The 24,095-nt window shown below is 62.8% G+C and carries 20 protein-coding genes and 1 pseudogene; 16 read left to right on the top strand and 5 right to left on the bottom strand.

Annotated features, from left to right (window positions below):
* Positions 1-272: 272 nt before the first annotated feature.
* The 7 genes and pseudogenes from NG696_RS20685 to NG696_RS20655 form a co-directional block, all read left to right on the top strand.
* Positions 273-1,198, top strand: a pseudogene (locus NG696_RS20685) (Tn3 family transposase); the annotation flags it as partial.
* A gap of 437 nt (positions 1,199-1,635) precedes the next feature.
* Positions 1,636-2,736 (top strand): ABC transporter ATP-binding protein, encoded by a 1,101-nt coding sequence (locus NG696_RS20680; protein ID WP_305884352.1) that lies wholly within the window; start codon positions 1,636-1,638, stop codon positions 2,734-2,736.
* A complete protein-coding gene (locus NG696_RS20675; protein ID WP_252576588.1) occupies positions 2,736-3,446 on the top strand; it encodes an ABC transporter permease in 711 nt (236 codons plus the stop codon). Before NG696_RS20680 ends, NG696_RS20675 begins: the two co-directional genes overlap by 1 nt.
* Entirely contained in the window at positions 3,443-4,189 is a 747-nt protein-coding gene (locus tag NG696_RS20670; protein WP_252567474.1) for an ABC transporter permease, read from the top strand. The genes NG696_RS20675 and NG696_RS20670 overlap by 4 nt, the downstream gene beginning before the upstream one ends.
* Positions 4,186-5,139 carry an ABC transporter substrate-binding protein gene (locus tag NG696_RS20665; RefSeq protein ID WP_252576587.1) on the top strand — a complete coding sequence of 318 codons (954 nt, stop codon included), beginning with the start codon at positions 4,186-4,188 and terminating at the stop codon, positions 5,137-5,139. Before NG696_RS20670 ends, NG696_RS20665 begins: the two co-directional genes overlap by 4 nt.
* Before the next feature lie 134 nt (positions 5,140-5,273).
* Positions 5,274-6,494: a pyridoxal phosphate-dependent aminotransferase gene (locus tag NG696_RS20660; protein WP_058931824.1), complete on the top strand. Its 1,221-nt coding sequence runs from the start codon at positions 5,274-5,276 to the stop codon at positions 6,492-6,494.
* A 49-nt stretch (positions 6,495-6,543) separates the two neighbouring features.
* Entirely contained in the window at positions 6,544-7,398 is an 855-nt protein-coding gene (locus NG696_RS20655) for a polyphosphate kinase 2 family protein (protein ID WP_252567470.1), read from the top strand.
* A 55-nt stretch (positions 7,399-7,453) separates the two neighbouring features.
* On the opposite strand, the gene NG696_RS20650 is transcribed toward NG696_RS20655, so the two are convergent.
* Both NG696_RS20650 and xseA read right to left on the bottom strand, forming a co-directional pair.
* The gene (locus NG696_RS20650; protein WP_252576586.1) at positions 7,454-7,672 is read right to left on the bottom strand and encodes an exodeoxyribonuclease VII small subunit; all 219 of its coding nucleotides are present in this window, start codon (positions 7,670-7,672) and stop codon (positions 7,454-7,456) included.
* A complete protein-coding gene (xseA, locus tag NG696_RS20645; protein ID WP_252576585.1) occupies positions 7,653-8,978 on the bottom strand; it encodes an exodeoxyribonuclease VII large subunit in 1,326 nt (441 codons plus the stop codon). The genes NG696_RS20650 and xseA overlap by 20 nt, the downstream gene beginning before the upstream one ends.
* A 221-nt stretch (positions 8,979-9,199) precedes the next feature.
* Between xseA and NG696_RS20640 the strand changes: the two genes are divergently transcribed.
* Both NG696_RS20640 and NG696_RS20635 read left to right on the top strand, forming a co-directional pair.
* Positions 9,200-10,063, top strand: a complete 864-nt coding sequence (locus NG696_RS20640) for a folate/biopterin family MFS transporter (protein WP_252567464.1) — start codon at positions 9,200-9,202, stop codon at positions 10,061-10,063.
* Positions 10,060-11,139 carry a 4-hydroxy-3-methylbut-2-enyl diphosphate reductase gene (locus NG696_RS20635; RefSeq protein ID WP_252576584.1) on the top strand — a complete coding sequence of 360 codons (1,080 nt, stop codon included), beginning with the start codon at positions 10,060-10,062 and terminating at the stop codon, positions 11,137-11,139. The genes NG696_RS20640 and NG696_RS20635 overlap by 4 nt, the downstream gene beginning before the upstream one ends.
* A 16-nt stretch (positions 11,140-11,155) precedes the next feature.
* Here NG696_RS20635 and NG696_RS20630 read toward each other — a convergent pair whose 3' ends face one another.
* Complete coding sequence (locus NG696_RS20630) at positions 11,156-12,364, bottom strand: DNA recombination protein RmuC (protein ID WP_252576583.1); 1,209 nt, start codon at positions 12,362-12,364, stop codon at positions 11,156-11,158.
* Positions 12,365-12,494: 130 nt separating this feature from the next.
* Between NG696_RS20630 and ychF the strand changes: the two genes are divergently transcribed.
* The gene (gene ychF / locus NG696_RS20625; protein ID WP_104062221.1) at positions 12,495-13,580 is read left to right on the top strand and encodes a redox-regulated ATPase YchF; all 1,086 of its coding nucleotides are present in this window, start codon (positions 12,495-12,497) and stop codon (positions 13,578-13,580) included.
* Between the two features lie 87 nt (positions 13,581-13,667).
* Positions 13,668-14,186: a DUF1877 family protein gene (locus NG696_RS20620; protein WP_252576582.1), complete on the top strand. Its 519-nt coding sequence runs from the start codon at positions 13,668-13,670 to the stop codon at positions 14,184-14,186.
* Positions 14,187-14,311: 125 nt separating this feature from the next.
* On the opposite strand, the gene NG696_RS20615 is transcribed toward NG696_RS20620, so the two are convergent.
* A complete protein-coding gene (locus NG696_RS20615) occupies positions 14,312-15,352 on the bottom strand; it encodes an LLM class flavin-dependent oxidoreductase (protein WP_252576581.1) in 1,041 nt (346 codons plus the stop codon).
* 167 nt (positions 15,353-15,519) lie between these two features.
* On the opposite strand from NG696_RS20615, the gene NG696_RS20610 reads away from it, so the two are divergent.
* The 5 genes from NG696_RS20610 (at position 15,520) to NG696_RS20590 (ending at position 22,955) form a co-directional block, all read left to right on the top strand.
* Positions 15,520-17,283 (top strand): ABC transporter family substrate-binding protein, encoded by a 1,764-nt coding sequence (locus NG696_RS20610; protein WP_252567458.1) that lies wholly within the window; start codon positions 15,520-15,522, stop codon positions 17,281-17,283.
* Between the two features lie 278 nt (positions 17,284-17,561).
* On the top strand, positions 17,562-19,247 hold the full coding sequence (locus NG696_RS20605; protein ID WP_252576580.1) for a peptide ABC transporter substrate-binding protein: 1,686 nt from the start codon (positions 17,562-17,564) through the stop codon (positions 19,245-19,247).
* Between the two features lie 126 nt (positions 19,248-19,373).
* A complete protein-coding gene (locus NG696_RS20600; protein ID WP_252576579.1) occupies positions 19,374-20,303 on the top strand; it encodes an ABC transporter permease in 930 nt (309 codons plus the stop codon).
* On the top strand, positions 20,293-21,237 hold the full coding sequence (locus NG696_RS20595) for an ABC transporter permease (RefSeq protein ID WP_252576578.1): 945 nt from the start codon (positions 20,293-20,295) through the stop codon (positions 21,235-21,237). Before NG696_RS20600 ends, NG696_RS20595 begins: the two co-directional genes overlap by 11 nt.
* Positions 21,238-21,248: 11 nt before the next feature.
* Positions 21,249-22,955: a dipeptide ABC transporter ATP-binding protein gene (locus tag NG696_RS20590; protein WP_252576577.1), complete on the top strand. Its 1,707-nt coding sequence runs from the start codon at positions 21,249-21,251 to the stop codon at positions 22,953-22,955.
* 74 nt (positions 22,956-23,029) lie between these two features.
* Here NG696_RS20590 and NG696_RS20585 read toward each other — a convergent pair whose 3' ends face one another.
* Entirely contained in the window at positions 23,030-23,884 is an 855-nt protein-coding gene (locus tag NG696_RS20585; protein ID WP_252567447.1) for an SGNH/GDSL hydrolase family protein, read from the bottom strand.
* Positions 23,885-24,095 lie beyond the last annotated feature (211 nt).

Raw genomic sequence — 24,095 nt, 5'->3', positions numbered from 1 at the left:
CCCCGGATCATTGATGACTGGGGGACTTAATCATGCCGAGACCGACAGGCCAACAACCCCAATTCTTACTCGTTAAGGGGCTACTAAAAAGGTAACGGGCGGGGACCATCCCGCGGAAAACTGGCGCTAAGCCGTACCCTGTCGCCGAACGGTAACGATCGTTTGCAAGACAATTCAAGGCATATTTAAGAGGTGTCATTTTCAGTACCCGTCTGCACAGCGGGCCGCGCGTTTGCGGGATAGTGCAGGCGAGTGTTGGCACTGGTTTTTCCGGGCAGCGTTTCCGGGCCGGCAGCAAAGCCGAATCTACCAGGCATGTGAACCCCAAGCACGGTGTCGAGCCCGGCCGGCTGATCTACCCGCACGTCTCGGACCAGTACTCGCCCTTCCACAGCAAACTCGTCAACGTTGGTGACCGCGACGCGACCTATGTTTTGGACGGGCTGCTCTATCACGAGTCCGACCTGGCGATCCATGAACTACACCGACACGGCCGGATTCACCGACCATCTCTTCGCCCTCATGCACCTGCTCGGCTACCGGTTCGCACCACGGATCCGCAACATCGGCGACACACCCCTCTACACACCTACCAACGATCCGGGACTCCCGACCCTGGCGCCGCTGATCGGCGGAACGATCAACACGACAACGATTGGCCTGCACTGGGACGAGATCCTACGCCTTGCCACGTCCATCAAAACCGGCACCGTGACCGCGTCCCTGATGATGCGCAAGACTCGGCCCCTACCCCCGCCAGAACGGGCTCGCCCTCGCCCTGCGGGAACTGGGCAGAATGGAACGGACCCTCTTCCTGCTGGACTGGCTCCAGGACCCCGGCCTGCGCCGCAAAGTCAGTGCCGGCCTGAACAAGGGCGAGGCCCGGAACACCCTCGCCCGGGCAGCGTTTTTCAACCGGCTCGGCGACATCCGTGACCGTTCCTTCGAGCAGCAGCGCTACCGCGCCAGCGGGCTGAACCTTCTCACCGCGGCCATCGTTCTCTGGAACACGGTCCACCTCGACCGCACCGTCGCTACCCTGACCAGCAACGGCGGTGACATCGACCCGGACCTCCTGCGGTTCCTCTCACCGCTGGGCTGGGAACACATCAACCTCACCGGCGACTACACCTGGCCGCGCGCCAACCGCATCAAACCCGGCAAATACAGGCCGCCACGACGCTCGGCAAAACCTTAGCGTCGGATATTTCACTTTTTCCCAAGCCACCCCAATACAGACGATTGGCATCGCCATTTCACCGCGGAAGGAAGGGGCTCTCCCCGTAACGACACGAGGGAATGGACAAGGGAATCCCAGCACGCCAAGCCACGCCGGTGGCTACTGCTGTTCAAAAACACTTGCAGCCACTGGTCAAAACCACTGCCGCGCGAACTTGAATTCCAGGGGTTGCCGCTTACAGCCGGGGCAGAGTCAGGCGTAAGCGCAGCACGGCCCGCCGTGATCGAGGACCCATCCGCGGGCGGTTGTCCTACGAATGATTACAGTAGGGATTCTCTTGCCCGGATTGCCTGCTGATCCGGTTACGCTGGCAACGGATTGCGTTACCGTAAATATCAGTGAGCTTATGACCCAACACTGTCCGATGCCGTCCAACAGAACAGGTAAGTCCGGGAATGGACCAAGCCATGATTGAGTTCCAGAGCGTCACCAAGCAGTATCAGGGCGGGCAGCCCGCTGTGGACCAGCTCACCATGTCCATCGACAGGGGCTCCATCACCGTTTTTGTAGGGCCGTCCGGCTGCGGCAAGACCACCTCGCTGCGGATGATCAACCGCATGGTGGAACCGACGTCCGGCGTGATCACCGTGGACGGGCGGGACGTGACCTCGGTTCCTGCCGCGGAGCTGAGACGGTCCATGGGCTACGTCATGCAGTCCTCCGGGCTGATGCCGCACCGTTCCGTGCTGGACAACATCGCCACCGTGCCCCGGCTCAACGGCGTTTCCAAGGCTGAGGCCCGCAAGCGCGCCACGGAACTGCTCGACGTCGTCGGGCTGGCTTCCGCGCTCGGGAAACGGTACCCCTCCCAGCTCTCGGGCGGCCAGCAGCAGCGCGTCGGTGTGGCCCGGGCGCTCGCCGCCGATCCGCCCGTCCTGCTGATGGACGAACCGTTCAGCGCCGTTGACCCCGTGGTGCGTGACGAACTGCAGCAGGAACTCCTGAGGCTGCAGAAGGACCTCGCAAAAACCATCGTTTTCGTCACGCACGATATCGACGAGGCAACCGTTCTCGGCGACAAGGTGGCCGTTTTCGCCGTCGGCGGCCGGCTGGCCCAGTACGCCACCCCTGAGGAAATCCTCCGGGCACCGGCCAATGATTTTGTGGCGTCCTTCGTCGGCCGGGACCGTGGTTTCCGCCACCTCGGGTTCACCACGTCCGACGCCGTGTCCATCCACCCGGTGCCCACGCTCGTGATGAGTGCCGGCCAGTTCGCCGGCGATCCCGCTGGGGTGACCGACTGGCAGCTCGTGGTGGATGCGGACCTGCGCCCGCTGGGCTGGGCGAGGCCGGGGACGGACTCAGAGCTCATCCCGGGCGGGTCACTCTTCCGCCCCGGCGAGACGCTGCGGCGGGCGCTGGACTCGGCCCTTTCGTCCCCGTCCGGCCAAGGTGTGGCGGTGGATGGCGACGGCAAGGTCCTGGGAACCATCAGGGCACAGGAAGTCCTCGGCGTCATTGAGGAAGCCCGCCAGGTCAGGCAGGCTGCGCTCTGATGGAGTGGTTCCTGGCAAACAGCGGCATGGTCATGGGACTGGCGGGCCAGCACCTGGTCCTGGCCCTGATCCCGATGGTCCTGGGGCTGGTTATTTCCATTCCGCTGGCGCAGTTGGCACGGACCCACCCGGCGCTGCGGTCGGTGGTGGTGACCGCCAGTTCCTTGCTGTACACCGTCCCGTCGCTGGCGCTGTTCATCATCCTGCCCTCGATTCTCGCAACCCGGATCCTGGACCCGCTCAACGTCATTGTGGCCCTGACCATCTATGCGGTGGCGCTGCTGGTCCGGGCAGCCCTGGATGCTTTTGACTCCGTGGAGGAGGATCTCCGGCAAGCTGCGATTGCCATGGGGTACAAGCCGTGGCTGCGCTTTGTCCAGATCGACCTGCCTCTCTCCCTTCCGGTGATGTTCGCCGGGCTGCGGGTGGTCTCCGTCAGCAACATCTCCCTGGTTAGCGTCGCGGCACTGCTGGGCGTGGGGAACTTGGGCATGCTGTTTACCGATGGACTGCAACGGAACTTCGTCACGGAAGTGGTGGTGGGAATCATCGCCATCCTGGTGCTCGCGCTGCTGATGGATGCTGTACTGGTCGTCCTGGAAAGGCTGCTGACGCCTTGGACCCGCGCCGCTAAAGCCTCGGGCCCCGCGGCGCCTTCCGCCGCCAGCTACCTGGCCGACGCCAACATCCACACAGGGGCCGCGCCATGAGCAACATTTTTGTTGACACCCTCGCCTGGATAGCCGATCCCCTGCACTGGACTGGCAGTTCCGGCATCCCCGTCCGGCTCCTCGAACATCTTCAGTACAGCGGGCTGGTCCTCGTGATTGCCGCTGCCATCGCGGTCCCGGCAGGGCTCTACATCGGGCACACGGGCCGCGGACGCGTGGTGGCTGTAGCGGTGGCAGGTGCGCTGCGGGCTCTGCCCACGCTGGGCCTGCTGGTCCTCTTCGCGCTCCTGGCGGGAAGCAGCCTCATGCCGCCGGTGTGGGCACTGGTCATCCTGACCGTGCCGCCGCTCCTTGCCGGAACATACGCAGGTATTTCGAGTGTGGACAGGACCGTCGTGGATGCTGCCCGGGCCATGGGCATGACCGAGCTGCAGATCCTGTTCCGGGTTGAGCTGCCCAACGGGCTGCAGGTCATGTTCGGCGGTGTCCGAACCGCCGTGCTGCAGGTCATCGCCACGGTGTCGGTGGTTGCCTACCTGCCCTTGGGCGGGCTGGGCCGCTACCTTTTTGACGGCCTGGCGCTGCAGGACTTCCCGCGGATGCTTGCCGGGTCGCTGCTGATTGCAGGGCTGGCCATCGCTGTTGACCTCATCCTGGCCGCGGTGCAAAGAGCCCTTCTTTCGCCCGGCCTCAAGACCGATCTGCACGGTGGCCAAAAGGCCTCCGCTGATCTCCCAGCTGCCGCGCCTGCGCCAGCTGCTCTTCAAGGAGGTACCCCATGAAAGACAACACCAGGATAATCCTTACCCGCCGGGGACTGGCTGGCATGGCTGCCGGCGTCGGCCTGGCCGTCGCGCTGACGGCTTGCGGCGGGAGTGACCCGTTGGCCACCCCCAGCACCAGCGCCGGAGGCGCCGGCGGCGGCTCGTTGGTGGTCGGCTCGGCTGACTTCCCGGAGAGCCAGATCGTCGCTGAGATCTACGCCGGCGCGCTGACTGCTGCAGGGGTCACGGCAACCACCAAGCCCAACATCGGTGCCCGCGAAATCTACTTCAAAGCGGTCCAGGACGGCTCGGTTGACCTTGTCCCGGATTACTCCGGCAACCTGCTCTCGCATGTGGATCCTGAAGCTGCCGAGGTCTCGGCCGACGACATCTACAAGGCGCTGCCGGGCAAGCTCCCCGAGGGTTTGGCAGTCCTGGAGGCATCCAAGGCCGAGTCCAAGGACGCCATGGTGGTCACCAAGGCCACCGCGGAGAAGTACCAGCTGAAGTCCATTGAGGACCTCGCCAAGGTCTGCAAGGACCTGACCATGGCGGCGCCGGCCACGTTCGAGACCCGCGCCTATGGCTTCCCGGGACTCAAAAAGAACTACGGCTGCGAACTCAAGTCACTGAAGCCCTTCAGCGACGGCGGCGGCAACCTGACCCTGCAGGCACTGCTGACCGACGACGTCCAGGTGGCTGACATCTACACCACCACACCGTCCATCGCGGACAACGACCTGGTGGTCCTGGAGGATCCCAAGAACAACTTCAAGGCCCAGCAGGTCCTGCCTCTGTACAACAAGGCAAAAATGACCGACAAGGCCAAGGACGCGCTCAATGCCGTGTCGAAGATCCTCACCACCGACGACCTGGTCAACCTCAACCGCGCAGTCAGCGGCAGCCAGAAGCAAAATGCCAAAGACGCCGCCGCCACGTGGCTCAAGGACAAGGGCATCGTCAAGTAACACCTGACTCCACAACGCAATCACGACGGCGGCTGCCGGACCCACACGGGCCGGCAGCCGCCGTCGTCCGCTCTCCACACGTCTGTGTCTGAGGTCTCAACGGAAGTACATCCGTCCTATGGCATATTTGATGGATGGCAGAATTCAAGCAGTCCACCAAGCTTCACAACGTCCTATACGACATCCGTGGACCGATCCTTCAGGCCGCCCAGCAGATGGAGGCGGAGGGTCACCGGATCCTCAAACTGAACATCGGAAACCCTGCGCCGTTTGGATTTGAAGCCCCGGACGCGATCCTGGTGGACATGATCCGCCATCTGCCCCATGCCCAGGGTTACAGCGACTCCCGGGGCATCTTCTCGGCCCGGACCGCGGTCTCCCAGTACTACCAGACCCGCGGCATCCAGAACATCCATGTGGACGACATCTACCTGGGCAACGGCGTCAGCGAACTGATTACCATGTCGCTCATGGCGCTGCTCAACGACGGCGACGAGGTGCTGATCCCCACACCGGACTACCCGCTGTGGACCGCTTCCGTTGCCCTGGCGAGCGGGAAGCCCGTGCACTACCTCTGCGATGAGGAATCAGGCTGGCAGCCGGACCTTGAGGATCTTGAAGCCAAGATCACGCCCCGCACCAAGGGCATCGTGGTGATCAACCCCAACAACCCCACGGGCGCGGTCTATCCGGAAGAGACCCTGAAGAAGATCGTGGCGCTGGCCGAGAAGCACGGCCTGATCCTTTTCGCCGATGAAATCTACGAAAAGATCCTGTACGAGGACGCCGTGCACATCAACATGGCCGCGCTGACGGGCGACGACGTCCTTTGCCTCACTTTCAGTGGGCTGTCCAAGGCCTACCGCGTCTGCGGCTACCGTGCCGGCTGGATGGCCATCTCGGGCCCGAAGAAGGATGCCTCCGATTATCTGGAGGGCATCAGCCTCCTGGCCAACATGCGCCTCTGTGCCAACGTACCCGCCCAGCACGCCATCCAGACCGCGCTCGGCGGCTACCAGAGCATCAATGACCTCATCCTCCCCGGCGGGCGGCTGCTGGAACAGCGGAACAAGGCATACGACATGCTCAACGCCATCCCCGGTGTGAGCACGCAGCAGGCCCGTGGCGCGCTGTACCTGTTCCCGCGCCTGGATCCGGAGGTCTTCCACATCCGTGATGACGAGAAATTTGTCCTGGACCTGCTGAAGGAGCAGAAGATCCTGGTGTCACACGGGCGGGCGTTCAACTGGGTCCGGCCCGACCACTTCCGCATGGTCACGTTGCCGAACGTCAAGGACATTGAAGAAGCGATCGGACGCATGGGGGACTTCCTTAGCCGGTACCAAGGGAACTAGCCTGTGGTGACGCGCCTTCCGGCGCGTGGAACCTTGGGAAAGGACCCCGATGGCCGACTTGGTTGAGTTCAAGCAGCACCCGTCCCAAACGCTGAAGGTGGGGAAAGGTTTCTCCCTGGCCGACGCCGACCCTGACGCGACGCCCGGTTACAAGGGCAACAAGGCCGATGGCCAGACAATTCTGGCTGAACTGGACGGCGCGTTGGCGGAACTTCAGGAAAAGCTGTTCGCGGAGTCGCGCTTCGGCGGGAGAAAACGGCTTCTGCTGATCCTGCAGGCCATGGACACCGCGGGCAAGGGCGGAATCGTCAAGCATGTCATGGCCACCATGGATCCGCAGGGCGTCCAGTTCAAGGCTTTCAAGGCACCCACCGAGGAGGAAAAGTCCTATGACTTCCTCTGGCGGATCGAGAAGGAGGTGCCCGGAGCGGGCATGGTGGGCATCTTCGACCGCTCCCACTATGAGGATGTCCTGATCCACCGGGTCCATAATTGGGCGACGCCTGACGAACTTAGGCGCCGCTACCGGGCCATCAATGAGTTCGAGGCACGCCAGACCGAGGCCGGAACCAAAATCATTAAGGTGATGCTCAATATCAGCAAGGATGAACAGAAGACCCGGCTCCTTGCCCGGCTGGACAACCCCGCCAAGCACTGGAAATACAGCAGCGGTGACCTCAAGGAACGGGCGTTCTGGGGCGACTACATGGGCGCCTACCAGGCTGCCTTCGAAGAGACCAACACGGAAGCGGCACCCTGGCATGTGGTTCCGGCCAACAAAAAATGGTACGCCAGGATCGCGGTGCAGCAGTTGGTGCTGGGCGCGCTGTCTGACATGAAGCTGGAATGGCCGGAAGCTGAGTTCGATGTCCCCATCGAACGGGAACTAGTTGAACGGTCCTGACCTGGGGGCGGGTTGTTCCGAGGGGTAGGCCCGCGCGGGCTGGTCAGAGGGTCGGTCAGAGTGGCTGGTCGCGGGCGGCAGCGAGCCGCTTGCGGGCGCCCTCCAGCCACTCTTCGCAGCGCTTTGCCAGGGCTTCGCCGCGTTCCCAGAGTGCCAGGGATTCCTCGAGGCTGGCGCCGCCCGCCTCAAGCTTCGCCACCACCTGCACCAGATGTTCGCGGGCTTCCTCATAGCTCAGTGCTTGGATTTCCGGGTCAGGCTTTGTTTCGGGCATGTGCTTCTCCTTGTTGAAGTTCCCCAGTGGAAGTGGCGCCGAACAGGCCATGGGCCACGCGGATGGACAACGCAGTTCCCGACGGCGCCTCCGACGGGTCTCGGACCACAGCGTGGCCAGCAGCTTCAGTGGTACGGGCCGGCCGGCCGTTGGCCAGTTCGACCACGGCATAGCCGCGGTCCAGCGTCTTTTGTGGTGACAGGGCACGGACCTGGGCCTGCAGGTGAACCAGCTGGTCAGCCGCCCGTACTACGGTTGAACTGACAGCGGCCGATGATCTCCGCAGGAGGCGTTCGATTTCCTCCGCGCGTCCGGTGACCATGGCTTCCGGGGTGGCCAGAACAGGCCGGGAATGGAGTGCGGACAACCGGTCCGATTCCCTGTCCACGAGCCTGCCGATGCTCCTGCGCAGGTGCTCCCGTGCCTGCCGCACGCCCGCCAGTTCCTCGGCAACGTCAGGCACGATCCGCTTGGCCGCATCAGTGGGCGTGGACGCGCGCAGGTCCGCCACGTCGTCGAGAAGGGGACGGTCCGCCTCATGTCCGATGGCGCTGACCACCGGTGTGGCCGTGGCCGCGACAGCCCGGATCAGTTCCTCGCTGTTGAAAGGCAGCAGGTCCTCCAAGGCTCCGCCGCCCCGGGCGATGACAATGACGTCCACGTCGGGGCGGCTGTCCAGTTCCTGCAGGGCGCGGATAATTTGCGAGACCGCGGTGTTGCCCTGGACCGCCACTTCCCGGATCTCGAATTCAACTGCGGGCCAGCGCAGTGCGGCGTTTTGGACGACGTCTTTTTTGGCGTCGGAGTTCCGTCCGGTAATCAGGCCGATACGGTGCGGGAGCAGCGGCAGTGGTTTCTTCCGTGAATCGGCAAACAGCCCCTCGGCGGAGAGGGCCTGGCGCAACCGTTCGATCCGCGCCAGCAGATCGCCAAGCCCTACAGGCCTGATGTCCCGAACCTGCATGTTGAGCCGCCCGGTCTTCAGCCAGAACTCCGGCTTGAGCAAGGCCACCACGCGGGAGCCACGCTCCAGGGGCATGTTCTGTCGGTCTAGAACCTTGGTCCAAACCGACGCCGGCAGGGAAACTTCCGCGTCCACGTCCCGGAGGGTGAGATACGCGTTACCGCCGCGGCGGTTCATTTCGATGACCTGGCCTTCGACCCATGCGGACGGGGTGCGATCGATGTGGGCTTTGAGTTTCTGGGACAACAACTGCAGCGGCCATGGATTGTCCGGGCTGGTCTCAGCGGCCGTGGCAGGCAACGTGGTGGCAGCAGTTCCTGGCAGAGCTGCCGGTTCAGACATGTCCGCTGCCCCGGGAAGCTGTGGGTGGCGGCATGGTGGTCCTTTGTTCGGGAGGTAGCGGTTCGTGCTTGAATGGCGGCCGTCAGTCAAAGGAGTGCTGTCAGTGAACTGGCGGTTGCCATTCAACCTTATCCATAAGCTGTATCACCCGAGACTGACATTCTTTGTCCAGACACCAGCCCTATGATGGCTGTGCTGCCGCCAACCCGTGAGGACCTGTTTTGCGCACCTTCGTTTCAGCCATCGCCGTCGTCGTGGGAGTTCTGCTGTCCGCCCTGGCCGTACCCGCCATCTGGCTTGACCGCAACGTGGTTCAGGAGGATGGCTTTGTGGCCCTGGCCGCTCCCCTGGGGCAGGACGCAGAATTCCAGCAGCGGCTCGCCGCGGCCGCTGTGGGCACCATCGATACAGGGGCCATCCCGGACGCCCTGGCAGGTCTGGTCACGCCAGTGCTTGAGGCGGCTGCCGGTTCACTCACAGCCTTGCCCGGCTACCCGGCGGCCTGGGAGGAAACGTTGCGGAAGAGCCACCGGCTCAGCTTCGCCGCACCCGCATCGGTTCCCGCCGAACCTGACTCCCCGTCGTCGCTTACGTTGGACGTGGCACCTCTGGTGGCGCTGGCGACGGAGGAGCTAGCACGCACCACCGGACTCCCGCTGACTGCGCCGGAGCACACGCTGGTCAACGTCGGAGAGCCTGAGCAGCGCCAAATGGTCGAGAGGGTGTCCGCCTACGCGCCGCTCGGCTACTCCCTTGCCATCGGAGCGGGAATCGCCTTTGCGTTGGCCCTGGTTTCCGCCCGCCGACGCTGGTCAGTGGTTTTCGCTGTGGGACTTGCGGCGCTGGTACTGGCCGGTCTGTGGTCTGCCGGCTCGCAACTCGCGAGGGATGCCGTTGTGGGGGCGGCGAGCGGCAATGGGCTTTCGGATATGTTCAAAGATGCGTTTGTGGAGGCCGCTTCCAGCAGCTTCCAATCCTGGGTAGGTGGTGCAGCGATAACCGGCGGTGTGCTGGTTGCGGCGGCCCTTGTGATCCGGATCGCCTCGCCGGGGCGGCGGCCCCAACCCGGTAGCATGGAGGGATGACTCCCTCAGCTGTGTCCCTCTCGATGCCAACTGTCCCGCGCAGGCGGCGCTCGCCTGAGGACGTAGCCGCCGCGGCTCCGGTGACCGGTCCCAAAAAGGTACTCCTGGCTGCGCCCCGCGGCTATTGCGCCGGTGTGGACCGAGCCGTGATCGCCGTCGAGAAGGCCTTGGAACACTACGGTCCGCCGGTTTACGTCCGGAAGCAGATCGTGCACAACGTCCACGTGGTGAGCTCGCTGGAGGCACAGGGAGCCATCTTCGTCGATGAGACGGATGAGGTCCCGGAAGGCGCCCTGGTGATCTTTTCCGCCCACGGCGTATCCCCGGCCGTCGTCCAGTCAGCCGAAGACCGCGGGCTGCGCACCATTGATGCCACCTGCCCGTTGGTGACGAAGGTTCATAAGGAAGCCGTGAGGTTCGCCAAGGACGACTTCGACATCCTGCTGATCGGCCACGACGGTCACGAAGAGGTTGAAGGGACCGCAGGCGAGGCCCCGGAGCACATCCAGATCATTAACGGTCCCCATGAAGTGGACAAGGTAACCGTCAGGGATCCGGAGAAGGTCATCTGGCTGTCCCAGACCACCCTCAGCGTGGACGAGACCATGGAAACAGTCCGCCTGCTGAAGGATCGATTCCCCACCCTGCAGGATCCGCCCAGCGACGACATCTGCTACGCCACCACCAACCGTCAGGTGGCCATCAAGAAGATCTCCCCCCAGGCTGACCTGGTCATTGTGGTGGGATCGGCCAACTCCTCGAACTCGGTCCGCCTGGTGGAAGTCGCGCTGGAGTACGGTGCCAAGGCCTCCTACCGTGTGGACTTCGCCAACGAAGTGGACGAGGCGTGGTTTCAAGGCGTGGCAACCGTCGGAGTCACCTCCGGGGCTTCTGTGCCGGAGATCCTGGTCACGGACGTCCTGCGCCTGCTGGCCGACTACGGCTATGGCTCCGTGGAAGAAGTTGTCACGGCCGAAGAAGACCTCCTTTTCTCGTTGCCTAAGGAACTCCGCGCAACCCTGAAGGAAGCCGGAGACGTCAGCCGTGCGCTCGGCGGACGCCGGTCCCGCAACTGACCAGCCTCCGGCAACGTCAGGCGGCGGCTTCGTCCTGCTGAAACTCCGGGGCCGCCAGCGTACGCGGCGTGACCTCGAGTGCCGGCGGGGTGAGCAGCCCGGATTCATCCATGGCATTGAGCTTCCGTGCGGTGGGCAGGATCCGCGCTTCCAGGGTGCCGATCAGGGCGTTATACCGGTCCACCGAGGACTTCAGGGACGAACCCAGCTTGCCCACGTTTTCGCCGAGCATTCCCATGCGTTCGTACAGCTGGCGGGCGAGGTCGAACAGTTCCCGCGCGCTGTCCGTCAGCACATCCTGGCGCCACGTGAAAGCCACCGATTTGAGCACTGCGAGCAGCGTACTGGGCGAGGCAAGAACCACATTCCTGGAAAGCGCGTGGTCCAACAGCGTCGCATCGGCCGTCAGGGCGGCGGCCAGGATCGATTCGGCTGGCAGGAAGCAGATCACCAGCTCGGGGGAGTTTCCGGGGATGTCCCAGTACTTCTTGTTGCTGAGCGAGTCCACGTGGGCCCGCAGCGCCTTGGCGTGGGCGGTCAGCAGGGATTGCTGGCTGCCGGGACTCCCGGTTGTACCCGAGTCCTGACGCGCACCCAGCTCCTGGGCCTCCAGGTAAGAGGACAACGGAACCTTTGCGTCCACCACCAGCTGCTTCTGGCCCGGCAGCTGGACGACGAGGTCGGGACGAACCGCTGAGTCGGCCCCGGCACTGTGGACCTGCTCCAGGAAATCCACGTGCTTGAGCATGCCCGATGCCTCAACCACGCGGCGCAATTGAACTTCGCCCCACTGTCCACGAGCACTGTTGGAGCGCAACGCTGACTCGAGGGCGTGCGTGGACCGGATCAGCTGGGCATCGGAAAGCCTGGCCTCCTGAAGTTGTTGCGCCAGCTGGCCGTACTGTTCTAGGCGGTCGCGTTCCAGCAGTGCCACCTGCTGCTGCACCGCGGTCAGCTTTTCCGCCACGGGGGCGAGTGCCCGGAGGACGCTCCCGTCCTGGTTGCGGGACTCGCCGAGTTCCCGGTTCTGCATCGAGAGCAGGCGGCGCTCTGCGTCCGCGGCGGCGAACTGGGCGCTGACCTCGGAAAGCCGCGACGAGACGGCGTCGAAGTCCTCCTCCAGGGCACGACTGTGCCGGCGAAGGGAAAAGTAGGTGGCGGCGGCGCCGGCGACGGCACCCACCAGCAGCATCAACAGGGCAAGAATCAGGGCTAAAGCATCCATATCCACACTGTGGCATGACCCTGTGACAATTTACGGAACCGACATATTCGACCAGGCGTTCCAGCATGTGCCGACACTGCGGGGGACCGCCTGGGGCCCATGCGTCCGGCAACCGGTAGAATCAATGCTCGTGGCTCTTACTATTGGCATCGTCGGACTGCCCAACGTCGGCAAATCAACTCTTTTCAACGCACTGACCCGGAACCAGGTGCTGGCTGCGAACTATCCGTTCGCTACCATCGAACCCAATGTCGGCGTCGTGAACTTGCCGGATCCCCGGCTCCAGCAGCTCGCTGACATCTTTGGCTCGCAGCGCCTCCTGCCCGCTCCGGTGTCCTTCGTGGACATCGCCGGCATCGTGAAGGGTGCATCGGAGGGCGAAGGTCTGGGCAACAAGTTCCTTGCCAACATCCGTGAGGCCGAGGCCATTGCCCAGGTGGTCCGGGTGTTTGATGATCCCGACGTCATCCACGTCGACGGCAAAGTGGATCCGCGCTCGGACATGGAAACCATCAACACCGAGCTGATCCTGGCTGACCTTCAGACCATCGAAAATGCCATTCCCCGGATCGAAAAAGAAGTCAAGATCAAGAAGCGGGAAGCTGCCGAACTGGCAGCCATCAAGGCTGCGCAGGCGGTCCTGGAACGCGGGGACACGGTCTTCTCCTCGATCAAGAGCGACAAGCTGGAGATGGAGTACCTCAAGGAGCTCAGCCTCCTGACCGCGAAGCCGTTCATCTACGTCTTCAATTCCGACGAAGGCATCCTGGGCAGCCCGGAGAAGCAGGACGAGCTGCGGGCCATGGTGGCCCCGGCGGACGCCATCTTCCTGGACGCGAAGCTCGAATCCGACCTTGTGGAGCTGGACGAGGAGGAAGCGCGCGAAATGCTGGAAATGAACGGCCAGGACGAGTCCGGCCTCGACCAACTGGCACGCGTCGGCTTCCACACCCTGGGCCTCCAGACGTACCTCACGGCCGGTCCGAAGGAAACACGCGCCTGGACCATCCACCAGGGCGACACCGCGCCGCAGGCAGCAGGCGTCATCCACAGCGACTTCCAGCGTGGCTTCATCAAGGCTGAAGTGGTTTCCTTCCATGACCTCATCGAGGCCGGTTCCATGGCTGAAGCCAAGTCCCGTGGCAAGGTACGCATCGAAGGCAAAGAGTACGTGATGGCTGACGGCGATGTAGTGGAGTTCCGCTTCAACGTCTGACCCCTTTGCTGCCAAGGAACCACAGGGTTATCCACATACCCGAATGTGGCGGTTACGTGCAGCCCGCAGTCCGGCGATGCTTGGCGAATGGGAATCAGATACTACGCTTACGCATTCGACGGCAACCTGACCGACCAAGCGCTTGCCGATCCTCTCAGCTTTCTCTCCGATGATCCGCTCGCCGATGCATGGGGATTCGAACAGGGTGCCACGATCAGCACCCCGACGTTTGAGCAAGCGGTGCCGAACCGGGACATGCTGTACCTCGACAAAGCATGGCGGCATTTGCAGTGCCTCACTGCACCAGCGGAACCAGACCTGATCACCCGTCGTGCCTATCGGATGTTCGAAGGCGCAGTGGTCATGAACGGCATGGGTTGGGAGCCTTGGGTGCGGACACTGACCCCACCGGAGGTGTTGGCTGTCGCAAGGGACCTGGAAGAGGTCTGCGCCGAGGACGTGGAGTTGCGGCTGCGGGAATCGCATTGCTTCAGTCCGGACGTTGCTGGTGAGGTCGACTATGTCCGGAGCTACCTTCGGCAGGCGCGGACCTTTACGGCGAACCTCGCTGACGAGGGACGCGGCATGGTCTACATGATCGGATGATCCCAGCAATGACCACACCAGATCCGCAAGACAAGACAGACACCCCGGCAATGATCAGCTGATCCCGTCCTGTTCGGAGCAGCTCTATGTAGGACCGCGTGATTCCAGCCGGCAGGCTTGAATCCTTAACCTGCTGACGTCCACCCCAGGGCGGGACCCAATGTCGTGGCGATGTCGGTGAGGATCTGGACGTAGTCCTCTTGATCGAAGCTGAAGGGCAGCGCAAATGCCACTTCGTCGACCTCCTGGAACCCGGCGTGTGCGTACAGCTGTTCGGCAATCTGATCGCTGGTGCCGATAAGATCCTGGGCGAACAGCATCCTCTTCGGCCCCTGCGGCGCCCGGGTGCGGGGAGTTCGTTCGTCGACGTACCGCTGGTACTTTTCCCGCTGTTTCGCTGAAGCCGAATCGGTCGGGATCACCACCAGTCCTTGCGAGACCCGGGCTTGTCCGCGCGATTGGGCGGAATTCGCGGCAGCTTCTCGGTAGGCGCGGATCTGTGATTGCTGGATGTCGGCGAATGACGGTTCTTGGTCTGCCTCGGGGAAGATCACACTGCTGGAGAGCAGGTTGAATCCGTTGGCCCCGGCCCAGATGGCCGATTTCTTGCTTGCCGCACCATACCAAAGTCGTTCACGCAGCCCGGAAGAGTGCGGCTCGACACGGTTGGAGAATTCCTCGACGACGCCCTGCTTGCCGGAAAATTCCCGGACCTGTTCCCCTGCGATCAAACGGGCAAGCCGATCCACGCGTGCGTAGCTGAAGTCCTCCAGCTCGGCGGAATCCGGGTAAAGCTCGTGTTTCACCGTGTCGTAGTTCATTGGTTCACCTACGCTGAGACCCGGGTTGATTCGTCCGCCGGCGAGCAGATCCACGGTGGCCAGGTCCTCGGCCAGGCGCAATGGGTTTTCCCAGCCCATCGGGGTCACGGCGGTGCCAAGCTCGATCCGGGATGTGCGCTGGCTGGCCGCGGCCATGATCGCAATGGGGGAGGAGATTCCGAACTGCAGATGGCGGTGGCGGAGCCAGGCGCTGTCGAATCCAAGCCGCTCGCCCAGTTCGATGACCTGCAGCGTCGATTCGTGCCCTGCGGCTGGATTCGCCGGATCGAACAGGCCAATAGTGAGGAATCCGAGCTTGCGTAGAGGAAGTGGGGAGACAGGCATGGGCTTCCTTCAAGGATCGGTGTGCGTCTGATGCTCATGATAGGCGGACATTGGCCGACGCCCTGAACCGCTAGAATTCAAGGAAAAACAAGGACATTCAACGTCATGCGGGCATTATAGGTATGTTCCGCTTCAACGTCTGATTCCCGACAGGCAAAGGAGACGGCATGCCCCTGATGCGTCTGATTCAGGTCATCACCGGGGCCGTCGCTGCGGCGCTGGTTATCTCGGGGTGCTCCGCTTCGGGGGGAGCGCCTCCGGTGGTGGTTGGTGAGACGAACCGCGGCGGCAGCGTAACCGTGGCCGAGGTGAATGCCTTCACGTCCTTCAACCCGTTCAGTGCCGACGGAAACACGGACATCAACACCAAGATCGGCCACATCACCCATTCCGGGTTCTACTACGTGGATGACACCGAGAAGGTGGTCCGGAACGAGAAATTCGGCCGGATCGAGAAGATCTCCGACAAGCCGCTGAAGGTGAAGTACACCGTCAATGAGGGTGTGAAATGGTCCGACGGCGAAGCCATCGACGTCGGCGACCTCCTCCTGTCCTGGGCCGCCGGCTCGGGCTACTTCGACAACGCTGAACCCCAGGCGGGGACCGGGACTACGTATTTTTCGACTGCAGCTGACAAGAGCGGCCTGGCGGCCACCGCACTTCCGGAGACCGGCAGTGACGGGCGTTCCATCACGCTGGAATACGCCTCGCCATACGCTGATTGGGAAGTGGCGTTCGACGTTGGGCTCCCCGCCCATGTTGTCGCCGCCAAAAGCGGCCTCAATGACGAAAACGACCTCGTGGACCTGATCAAGGACTCTCCCCGGGGCGACACCGCCCGGCCCTCGGTCAACGCCCCGCTGAAGCGGGTCAGCGACTTCTGGAACTCAGGTTTCGACACCAAGACGCTTCCGGATGACCCGGCCATGTACCTTTCCAGCGGCCCCTACATCGTCCGGGACATCGTTCCGGACTCCTCGATCCGGCTGGTCCGGAACAGGGACTATGTCTGGGGCCCGGAGCCCTACCTCGATGACGTCACCGTACGGTTCGCCGGTGCCGCCTCTACCGCCATTGCCGCGCTGAGGAACGGCCAGGCGGACATCATTGCGCCGCAGCCCTCTGCCGGCACCGAAAGCCTCTTCGACGGACTGGTGGAGCAGGGCAATACCGTCCAGCGCTTCAGCCAGTCCGGCTACGACCACCTAGATCTCAACTTTTCGGGACCGTTCGCGGACAAGGATGTCCGGGAAGCGTTTCTGAAGACCGTTCCGCGCCAGGAGATCGTGGATGACGTGGTGGGCGGATTTGTCGCCGACGCGAAACCCCTGGATTCACACGTCTTCCTGCCACCCCATCCGAAGTATCCGGACGCCGTGAAGAGCAACGGTTCGGCCGAATACTCCGACGTGGACATACAAGGCGCGAAGTCGAAACTGCGGAATGCTGCCCCGACGGTCCGCATTCTGTACAACCGGGACAACCCCAACCGCGTGCGGGCCTTCTCCCTGATCCGCGACTCCGCCCGCCTCGCCGGATTCACCGTTGAAGATGCGGGCCTCGGCAGCTCGGACTGGGCGAAAGCGCTCGGCGGCGGCAGCTACGACGCCGCCATCCTCGGTTCCATCGGACCCGGGGTCGGCGTCAGCCGCGTCCCGCAGATCTTTAAAACCGGTGGCGGCAGCAACTTCAACGGATTTTCCGACGGCGACGCAGACAAAGCCATGGAGCAACTGTCCGGCACTACGGACCTTGCAAAGCAGGACGAACTGTTGGCTGACATCGACAAACGCGTGTGGGGAAGCGCCTACGGCCTACCGCTTTACCAGACCACTGGAACCGTGGCTTTCAGCAGCCGCGTGACGGGTATCAAGCCCAGCTCAGGCCCTTTGGGCCTTTGGTGGAATGTGTGGGAGTGGCGCCTGAAATAGGCCCTCCTGGGGGCTTGTCGCCGTTGTGGGAGCCCGCCCCCGTCCTTGATTCGCGGCATCCCCTACCAGCGAGTAACATGTGACTTGCGCAACTTCCGGGTACCGGCTAGTTATTAACGATTAACTGGTTACGGTTTGGCAACGGAGTACCAGTATTTGGACTTTGTGCGGTTAGGCTACTCGTATATGTAGGCCACGTCACAGTGAGAACCTGTGACGGGCCTGTCGGGGAGCAAAAGATTTCCCCTGAATATCTCCCACAACTCATAGGAGGCGGAATGCGTTTTACGCGCACTTCCAAAGCACTCGGCATCGTGGCAATCGCCGCGCTTGCCCTGACCGGTTGCGGCGCTGGAGGCGGCAGCAATGACGGTGCCAGCCAGGCCGCCGGTGATCCCAACAAGGTCATCACCGCGTACAGCAACGAACCACAGAACCCCTTGCTGCCGGCCAACACCGGTGAGGTCTACGGCGGCCGCGTCGTCGAGCTGCTCTTTGAGGGGCTCCGGACCTACGGCCCGGACGGCAAGCCAGTCGAAGCTCTGGCAGAATCCATCGAGTCCAGCGACGCCCAGACCTGGACCATCAAGGTCAAGCCGGGCAAGAAGTTCACGAATGGCGAGGCAATCACCGCCAAGACATTCGTAGACTCCTGGAACTTCGCAGCCAACTCCAAAAATGTGCAGCAGAACGGATTCTTCTTCGAGTCCATCGAAGGATATTCAGATGTCTCGGCAGTTACCACCGAGACCTCGGCCGATGGGACGAAGAAGTCCACACCCGCCCCCACTGCCGAAACCATGTCCGGTCTCACGGCAACTGATGATTCAACGATCACGGTCAAGCTCGCCCAGCCGGAAGCAGACTGGTCGCTGCGCCTCGGTTACTCAGCGTTCTTCCCGCTGCCGTCCGCCGCCCTGGCGGACCCGAAGGCCTTCGGTGAAAACCCGATCGGCAATGGCCCGTACAAGATGGAAAAGACCGGCGCTTGGGTACATGACCAGTCGATCTCACTCGTGAAGAACGCTGACTACAGCGGTCCCCGCGAATCGAAGAACGGCGGCGTGACCTTCAAGTTCTACACCGATCCGGGCCCCGCATACACGGACCTTCAGGCCAACAACCTGGACGTGACCGACGTGCTGCCGTCCAATGCGCTGAAGACGTACACCACCGACTTCCAGGACCGCAACGCCACCAAGGCAGTTGCTTCGAACTCCACGCTGAACATCCCAGGCTACAACCCTAATTTCCAGGGTGAGGCCGGCAAGCTGCGCCGCCAGGCCCTTTCCTACGCCATCAACCGTGAGGAAATCGCCAAGGTCATCTTCAACGGAACCCGCACGCCGGCCAAGGCCTACGCGCCGCCGGTGATCGACGGATTCAAGGAAGGCCTCAAGGGCAGCGAAGTCCTCACGTTCGACGCCGCCAAGGCCAAGGATCTGTGGGCGCAGGCTGAGAAGATCCAGCCGTACGACAACTCCAAGCCCTTGCAGATTGCCTCCAATACCGATGGCGGCAACAAGGAATGGATCGATGCCGTGGCCAACGGCTTCAAGAACAACCTTGGTATTCAGGCCGAGATCCAGCCATTCGCCAAGTTCGCTGAAGTCCTGAACCTGCGCAAGTCCGCGACCCTCCCGGGTCTGACCCGCTCAGGATGGCAGGGTGACTATCCGTCGCTCTACAACTTCCTTGGCCCGGTCTGGGCGACAGGCGCGCCCTCCAACTACGAGAAGTACTCGAACCCCGCGTTCGACAAACTCCTCCAGGAAGGCCTCGCGGCCACGACCACGGACGAGGCCAACGCCAAGTTCAATGCGGCACAGGAAATCCTGTTCGAGGACCTTCCGGGTCTGCCCCTGTGGGACCAGACGAAGCCTATTGTGTGGAGCGAAAATGTTGTGAAGGCCGAAACCGGTTGGAACGGCGGAATCCTCTACTACAACATCACGGCCAAGTAGTCTCCAGGATCTAACTTGCCGCCAGGCGTATGGGGGTCCGGCATAAAGCCGGGCCCCCATTGTCCTGCACGGCAGGAAGGCACAAAATGAAACCCCTCTCTTCGCTCCCCGAAGGCCGGTGATCCAGTGGTCCGCTTTATCCTTCGCAGGCTCCTTCAGGCAATCCCCGTCTTCCTTGGCACCACGCTTTTGGTCTACTACATGGTGTTCGCCCTTCCCGGCGACCCGATTGCGGCGCTGTTCGGTGACCGCCAGCCCCCGCAGGCCGTCATCGATACGCTGCGCAGCCAGTACCACCTGGATGAACCGTTCTGGGTCCAGTACGGACTCTTCCTTCAGAATATTTTCACTTTCAACCTCGGCAACGACTTCACGGGCCAGCCGATCGCGGCCTCCCTTGCGCGGGTCTTTCCAGTGACGGCGATGCTGGCCATCGAGGCGCTGGTTATCCAGACTGTATTCGGCGTGGCCTTCGGTGTCTTTGCCGGTCTGCGTCGCGGTGGCTGGTTTGACTCCACAGTGCTGGTGGCCTCGCTCGTGGTCATCGCTGTTCCCACGTTCGTTCTCGGCTTTGTTTTCCAGTTGGTGTTCGGAGTCCGACTGGGCTGGGCGAAACCGACTGTCGGTGCCAACGCCGACTGGGGCAACCTGCTGCTGCCGGCAGTGGTCCTGGGCCTCGTGTCCTTTGCCTACGTACTGCGCCTGACGCGTGCTTCCGTCAGTGAGAGCATGAACGCAGACTATGTGCGGACTGCTACGGCCAAGGGTCTTTCACGGCCCCGCGTTGTGCTGGCACACATCCTGCGCAACTCCCTGATCCCCGTCGTAACGTTCCTGGGTGCAGACCTTGGCGGTCTGATGGGCGGCGCGATTGTCACGGAAGCCATCTTCAATGTTCCAGGCGTGGGCAACAAGCTCTACCAGGCCACTTTGCGGTCTGAGGGCCCCACCATTGTTTCCATAGTCAGCGTGCTGGTTCTGGTGTTTGTGGTTGCCAACCTGCTCGTTGATCTCCTGTACGCCTGGCTGGACCCGAGGATTCGATATGACCAGTAGAGACACTCATTTTGTTGCGCCCATCGACGAGACGCCGCTGCAGGCAACGGATGCCCTGAAATCGGACCAGGCACCGCTGAGTCTGTGGGCTGATGCCTGGCGCAAGCTTCGCCGTCGACCACTGTTCATCATTTCGTCGCTGTTGATTCTGGCTTTGATCACCATCGCGTTGTTCCCCAGCCTCCTGTCGACGGTGCCGCCTAACGATGACTGCCAACTCGGCAATTCGGAGGCCGGTCCAACCGCCGGGCATCCCTTCGGGTTTACGTTTCAGGGGTGCGACATCTATTCGAGGGTTGTCCACGGAACGCAGGCTTCGCTCTCCGTAGGCGTCCTGTCTGTGCTCTGCGTCGTGCTCATCGGAGTGACGATTGGGGCGATCGCGGGCTATTACGGCGGCTGGGTAGATTCGGTCCTGGCTCGACTCGGTGATATTTTCTTCGCTTTGCCTCTGGTTCTTGGGGCTCTCGTTATCACCCAGTTGCCCTTCTTCCGGGACAACAAGAGCGTCTGGACTGTAGTGGTGATCATTGCCTTGCTGGCGTGGCCGCAAATGGCACGCATCGCGCGCGGCGCGGTCATCGAGGTCCGAAATGCTGATTTCGTGACAGCCGCCCGCGCTCTGGGTGTGTCGAAGGTTGGGGCGCTCCTGCGCCATGTCCTGCCGAACGCTCTGGCGCCGATCATCGTCCTGGCAACCTTGAATTTGGGCATCTTCATTGTTCTGGAGGCCACACTGTCGTACCTGGGCATTGGGTTGCCGCAAAGCATCATGTCCTGGGGCAACGATATTGCCGGCGCTCAGTCGTCCATCCGGACGAAACCGGAAATCATGCTTTATCCCGCGGCAGCCCTGTCCGTTACGGTCCTGAGCTTCATCATGTTGGGTGACGCCGTGCGCGACGCCCTCGACCCGAAGAGCCGGCAGCGATGAGAGACGACAAGATGACAATTCCCGACGTTCACATCGACGAGGCAGGCTATTCAGGAACTAAACCCCTCCTGGAAATCCGAGACCTGGCCATCACGTTCCAGTCCAGCACTGGCGAGGTTAAGGCGGTCCGCAACGCCCACCTGACCATCATGCCCGGGGAAACCGTGGCCATCGTGGGGGAGTCCGGCTCAGGCAAATCCACCACGGCTTTAGCCGCGATCGGCCTCCTGCCGAACAACGGCGCGGTGTCCGGTGGGCAAATCCTTCTTGATGGCGAGGATATCGCCCATGCCACCGAGAAGCGGATGATCGAGCTCCGTGGCAACACGATCGGCATGGTTCCGCAGGACCCGATGTCCAACCTTAATCCGGTTTGGAAGATCGGCTATCAGGTCAAGGAGACCCTTCGCGCGAACGGCCAGCCCAGTGGTCCGGACGACATCGCCAAGGTCCTGGCTCAGGCGGGACTTCCAGACGCCCACCGGCGGGCAAACCAGTACCCGCACGAGTTCTCCGGGGGTATGCGCCAACGGGCACTTATCGCCATCGGGTTGTCCTGCCAGCCGCGGCTCCTGATCGCGGACGAGCCAACCTCGGCACTGGACGTCACGGTCCAGCGGCAGATCCTGGATCATCTGGACACCATGACCACGGAACTGGGCACGGCCGTGCTGCTGATCACCCATGACTTGGGGCTGGCGGCCGAGCGTGCGGACAAGGTTGTGGTGATGTACCGGGGGCAGGTGGTAGAGGCTGGACCTTCGCTGGCGTTGCTCCAGAATCCGCAGCATCCTTACACCAAACGGCTGGTTGAGTCTGCGCCTTCACTGGCCAGCCGCCGGATCCAGGTCGCCAAGGAACAGGGCGTGGAAGCGTCTGATCTTATCGCCCCTGATGCGGAGGCGGCCGCGGCGGACCATGTCCTGGAGATCAGGGACTTGCGCAAGGTCTACAAGCTGCGGCAAGGGCTGGGGAAGTCGACGGATTTCGCAGCCGTGGACGGGGTCAGCTTCGACGTCGCCAGGGGAACCACCACTGCGATTGTGGGGGAGTCCGGCTCCGGCAAGTCCACTGTGGCCAAGATGGTGCTGCAGCTGGAAAAGCCTACGGAGGGGAAGATTCTTTTCGACGGCGTCGACACGTCGCTGCTGAAGCCGTCGGAACTTTTCAAGTTCAGACGGCGGGTGCAGCCCATTTTCCAGGATCCTTACGGCTCGTTGGATCCGATGTACAACATCTTCCGTACCATCGAGGAGCCATTGCGCGTCCACAGGATCGGCGACAAAGCGAGCCGGGAGAAGAAAGTCCGCGAGCTGCTCGACCAGGTGGCTCTGCCGCAGTCAAGCATGCAGCGGTTCCCGAACGAGCTCTCCGGCGGCCAGCGGCAGCGCGTCGCCATTGCGCGTGCCCTGGCCCTGGACCCCGAGGTGATCATCTGCGACGAAGCGGTGTCCGCCCTGGATGTGCTGGTCCAGGCGCAGGTGCTGAACCTGCTCGCGGACCTGCAGGCCAACCTCGGGCTGACCTACCTCTTTATCACCCATGACCTGGCTGTGGTGCGGCAGATTGCCGACCACGTCTGTGTGATGGAAAAGGGCAAGCTGGTGGAGACCGGTTCCACGGACGATGTCTTCGAGTCCCCTCAGCAGGAGTACACCAAAGCGCTGCTCAATGCCATTCCCGGTGCGAAGCTGATGCTTCCGCCCGAAGTGGCCTGATCAGACCGCTGTATCCCGGGCTAAGGATGGAGCCGGTGCCTTCAGGGCGCCGGCTCCATCCTTTAAGAGACTGATCAGTCCGCTGGGGTGGGTGCGGAGGCTGCCACCGGGACTGTGACGCCCAGCGGGGGGCTTTCGAGCCCCAGCTGCCTAAGCCTGGCTTCAAGCAGCCCGCCCAGTGACCTGCGGCCTGCGGCATCCATGTGGACGGCATCTGCCAGGTTCTTCGCGAGGTTGTATTTCGACAGCCAGTCGCCCACGCCCACAAAAGGCATGCCGTGCCGGGCCGCCACCGTGCCCAGCAGCGTGTCCACTTGCGTCCTGCGCCCGCCGCCGTAGTTGGCGCCGCGGGCGAGGGTGCCGATCATGGCCATCCTGGCGCCTGGGTAGCGGTCCTTCAGTGCGTCGATCAGCCGGTCGGCGTTGGCCACGATCTGGGCATCGGTAGCGCCGCGCGCGGCGTCGTTGCCGCCGCCCTGGATGACGATCAGCGCGGGCGTCCCGTACGGCAGCTTCCAGTCACCGCGCTGCAAGGCGTCGATGTAGTTGCCCGTCTTGCCGTTGGACGCCACGAATCCCGTTCCGCCGAGACCGCAGAAGTGGACCTTGTACCCAACGGCGGCAAGGCCAAGACGCGGCCAGCCGTCAGGGGGCTCGGATTGGGAATCGCCGATGAGGAGGGCAGTGTGCCGCATGTCCGGCACCACCACCTCGTCACGGCCGCTGGCCGGGTTGCGGTACACAGAACCGGGAGGCAGGCCGATCGGATCGCCACCGCGGGCCTGGTAGGCACCGGCCGCGGCCGCCTGCGCCGGGGATGGCACGCCGGAACCCGGGCTGGCTTGGGGGGTCTGTCCGCAGCCGCCCAAGAGCGCGGCTACCGCGATTCCGGAGGCGACAAAGCGGGTCAGAGCCGAGGCTTTTCGCATCAGTGGTTCTCCGGGCTTGCTGTCGCTTATCACAGCAATGATGGGGCATCAAGTCACAAAAATCCAGTGAGTTTGGTCACTTCTGAAGCTGTGGCGCGCAGGATTTCCATCCCGGCGGGACTGGGCCGGTCCAAGATTTTTAGGCCAACAATAGGCTCAGCGTTTAGAATGAGGGAAGGAGCCCTGTGTTATTGGGCTAATCCGTCGTGCG

The organism is Pseudarthrobacter cellobiosi (assembly GCF_023913755.1).
GTDB classification, from domain to species: Bacteria; Actinomycetota; Actinomycetes; order Actinomycetales; family Micrococcaceae; genus Arthrobacter; species Arthrobacter cellobiosi.
This window is presented reverse-complemented; position numbering and strand designations above follow the sequence as displayed.

Excerpts from the sequence above, each read along its gene's own strand:
- NG696_RS20660 (WP_058931824.1), top strand. The coding sequence starts at position 5,274 with ATGGCAGAATTCAAGCAGTCCACCAAGCTTCACAACGTCCTATACGAC.
- NG696_RS20665 (WP_252576587.1), top strand. The coding sequence starts at position 4,186 with ATGAAAGACAACACCAGGATAATCCTTACCCGCCGGGGACTGGCTGGC.
- NG696_RS20630 (WP_252576583.1), bottom strand. The coding sequence starts at position 12,364 with ATGGATGCTTTAGCCCTGATTCTTGCCCTGTTGATGCTGCTGGTGGGT.
- NG696_RS20620 (WP_252576582.1), top strand. The coding sequence starts at position 13,668 with ATGGGAATCAGATACTACGCTTACGCATTCGACGGCAACCTGACCGAC.
- NG696_RS20605 (WP_252576580.1), top strand. The coding sequence starts at position 17,562 with ATGCGTTTTACGCGCACTTCCAAAGCACTCGGCATCGTGGCAATCGCC.
- NG696_RS20650 (WP_252576586.1), bottom strand. The coding sequence starts at position 7,672 with ATGCCCGAAACAAAGCCTGACCCGGAAATCCAAGCACTGAGCTATGAG.
- NG696_RS20675 (WP_252576588.1), top strand. The coding sequence starts at position 2,736 with ATGGAGTGGTTCCTGGCAAACAGCGGCATGGTCATGGGACTGGCGGGC.
- NG696_RS20635 (WP_252576584.1), top strand. The coding sequence starts at position 10,060 with ATGACTCCCTCAGCTGTGTCCCTCTCGATGCCAACTGTCCCGCGCAGG.
- NG696_RS20595 (WP_252576578.1), top strand. The coding sequence starts at position 20,293 with ATGACCAGTAGAGACACTCATTTTGTTGCGCCCATCGACGAGACGCCG.
- NG696_RS20590 (WP_252576577.1), top strand. The coding sequence starts at position 21,249 with ATGACAATTCCCGACGTTCACATCGACGAGGCAGGCTATTCAGGAACT.
- NG696_RS20615 (WP_252576581.1), bottom strand. The coding sequence starts at position 15,352 with ATGCCTGTCTCCCCACTTCCTCTACGCAAGCTCGGATTCCTCACTATT.
- NG696_RS20680 (WP_305884352.1), top strand. The coding sequence starts at position 1,636 with ATGGACCAAGCCATGATTGAGTTCCAGAGCGTCACCAAGCAGTATCAG.
- xseA (WP_252576585.1), bottom strand. The coding sequence starts at position 8,978 with ATGTCTGAACCGGCAGCTCTGCCAGGAACTGCTGCCACCACGTTGCCT.
- NG696_RS20655 (WP_252567470.1), top strand. The coding sequence starts at position 6,544 with ATGGCCGACTTGGTTGAGTTCAAGCAGCACCCGTCCCAAACGCTGAAG.
- NG696_RS20585 (WP_252567447.1), bottom strand. The coding sequence starts at position 23,884 with ATGCGAAAAGCCTCGGCTCTGACCCGCTTTGTCGCCTCCGGAATCGCG.
- NG696_RS20670 (WP_252567474.1), top strand. The coding sequence starts at position 3,443 with ATGAGCAACATTTTTGTTGACACCCTCGCCTGGATAGCCGATCCCCTG.
- NG696_RS20610 (WP_252567458.1), top strand. The coding sequence starts at position 15,520 with ATGCCCCTGATGCGTCTGATTCAGGTCATCACCGGGGCCGTCGCTGCG.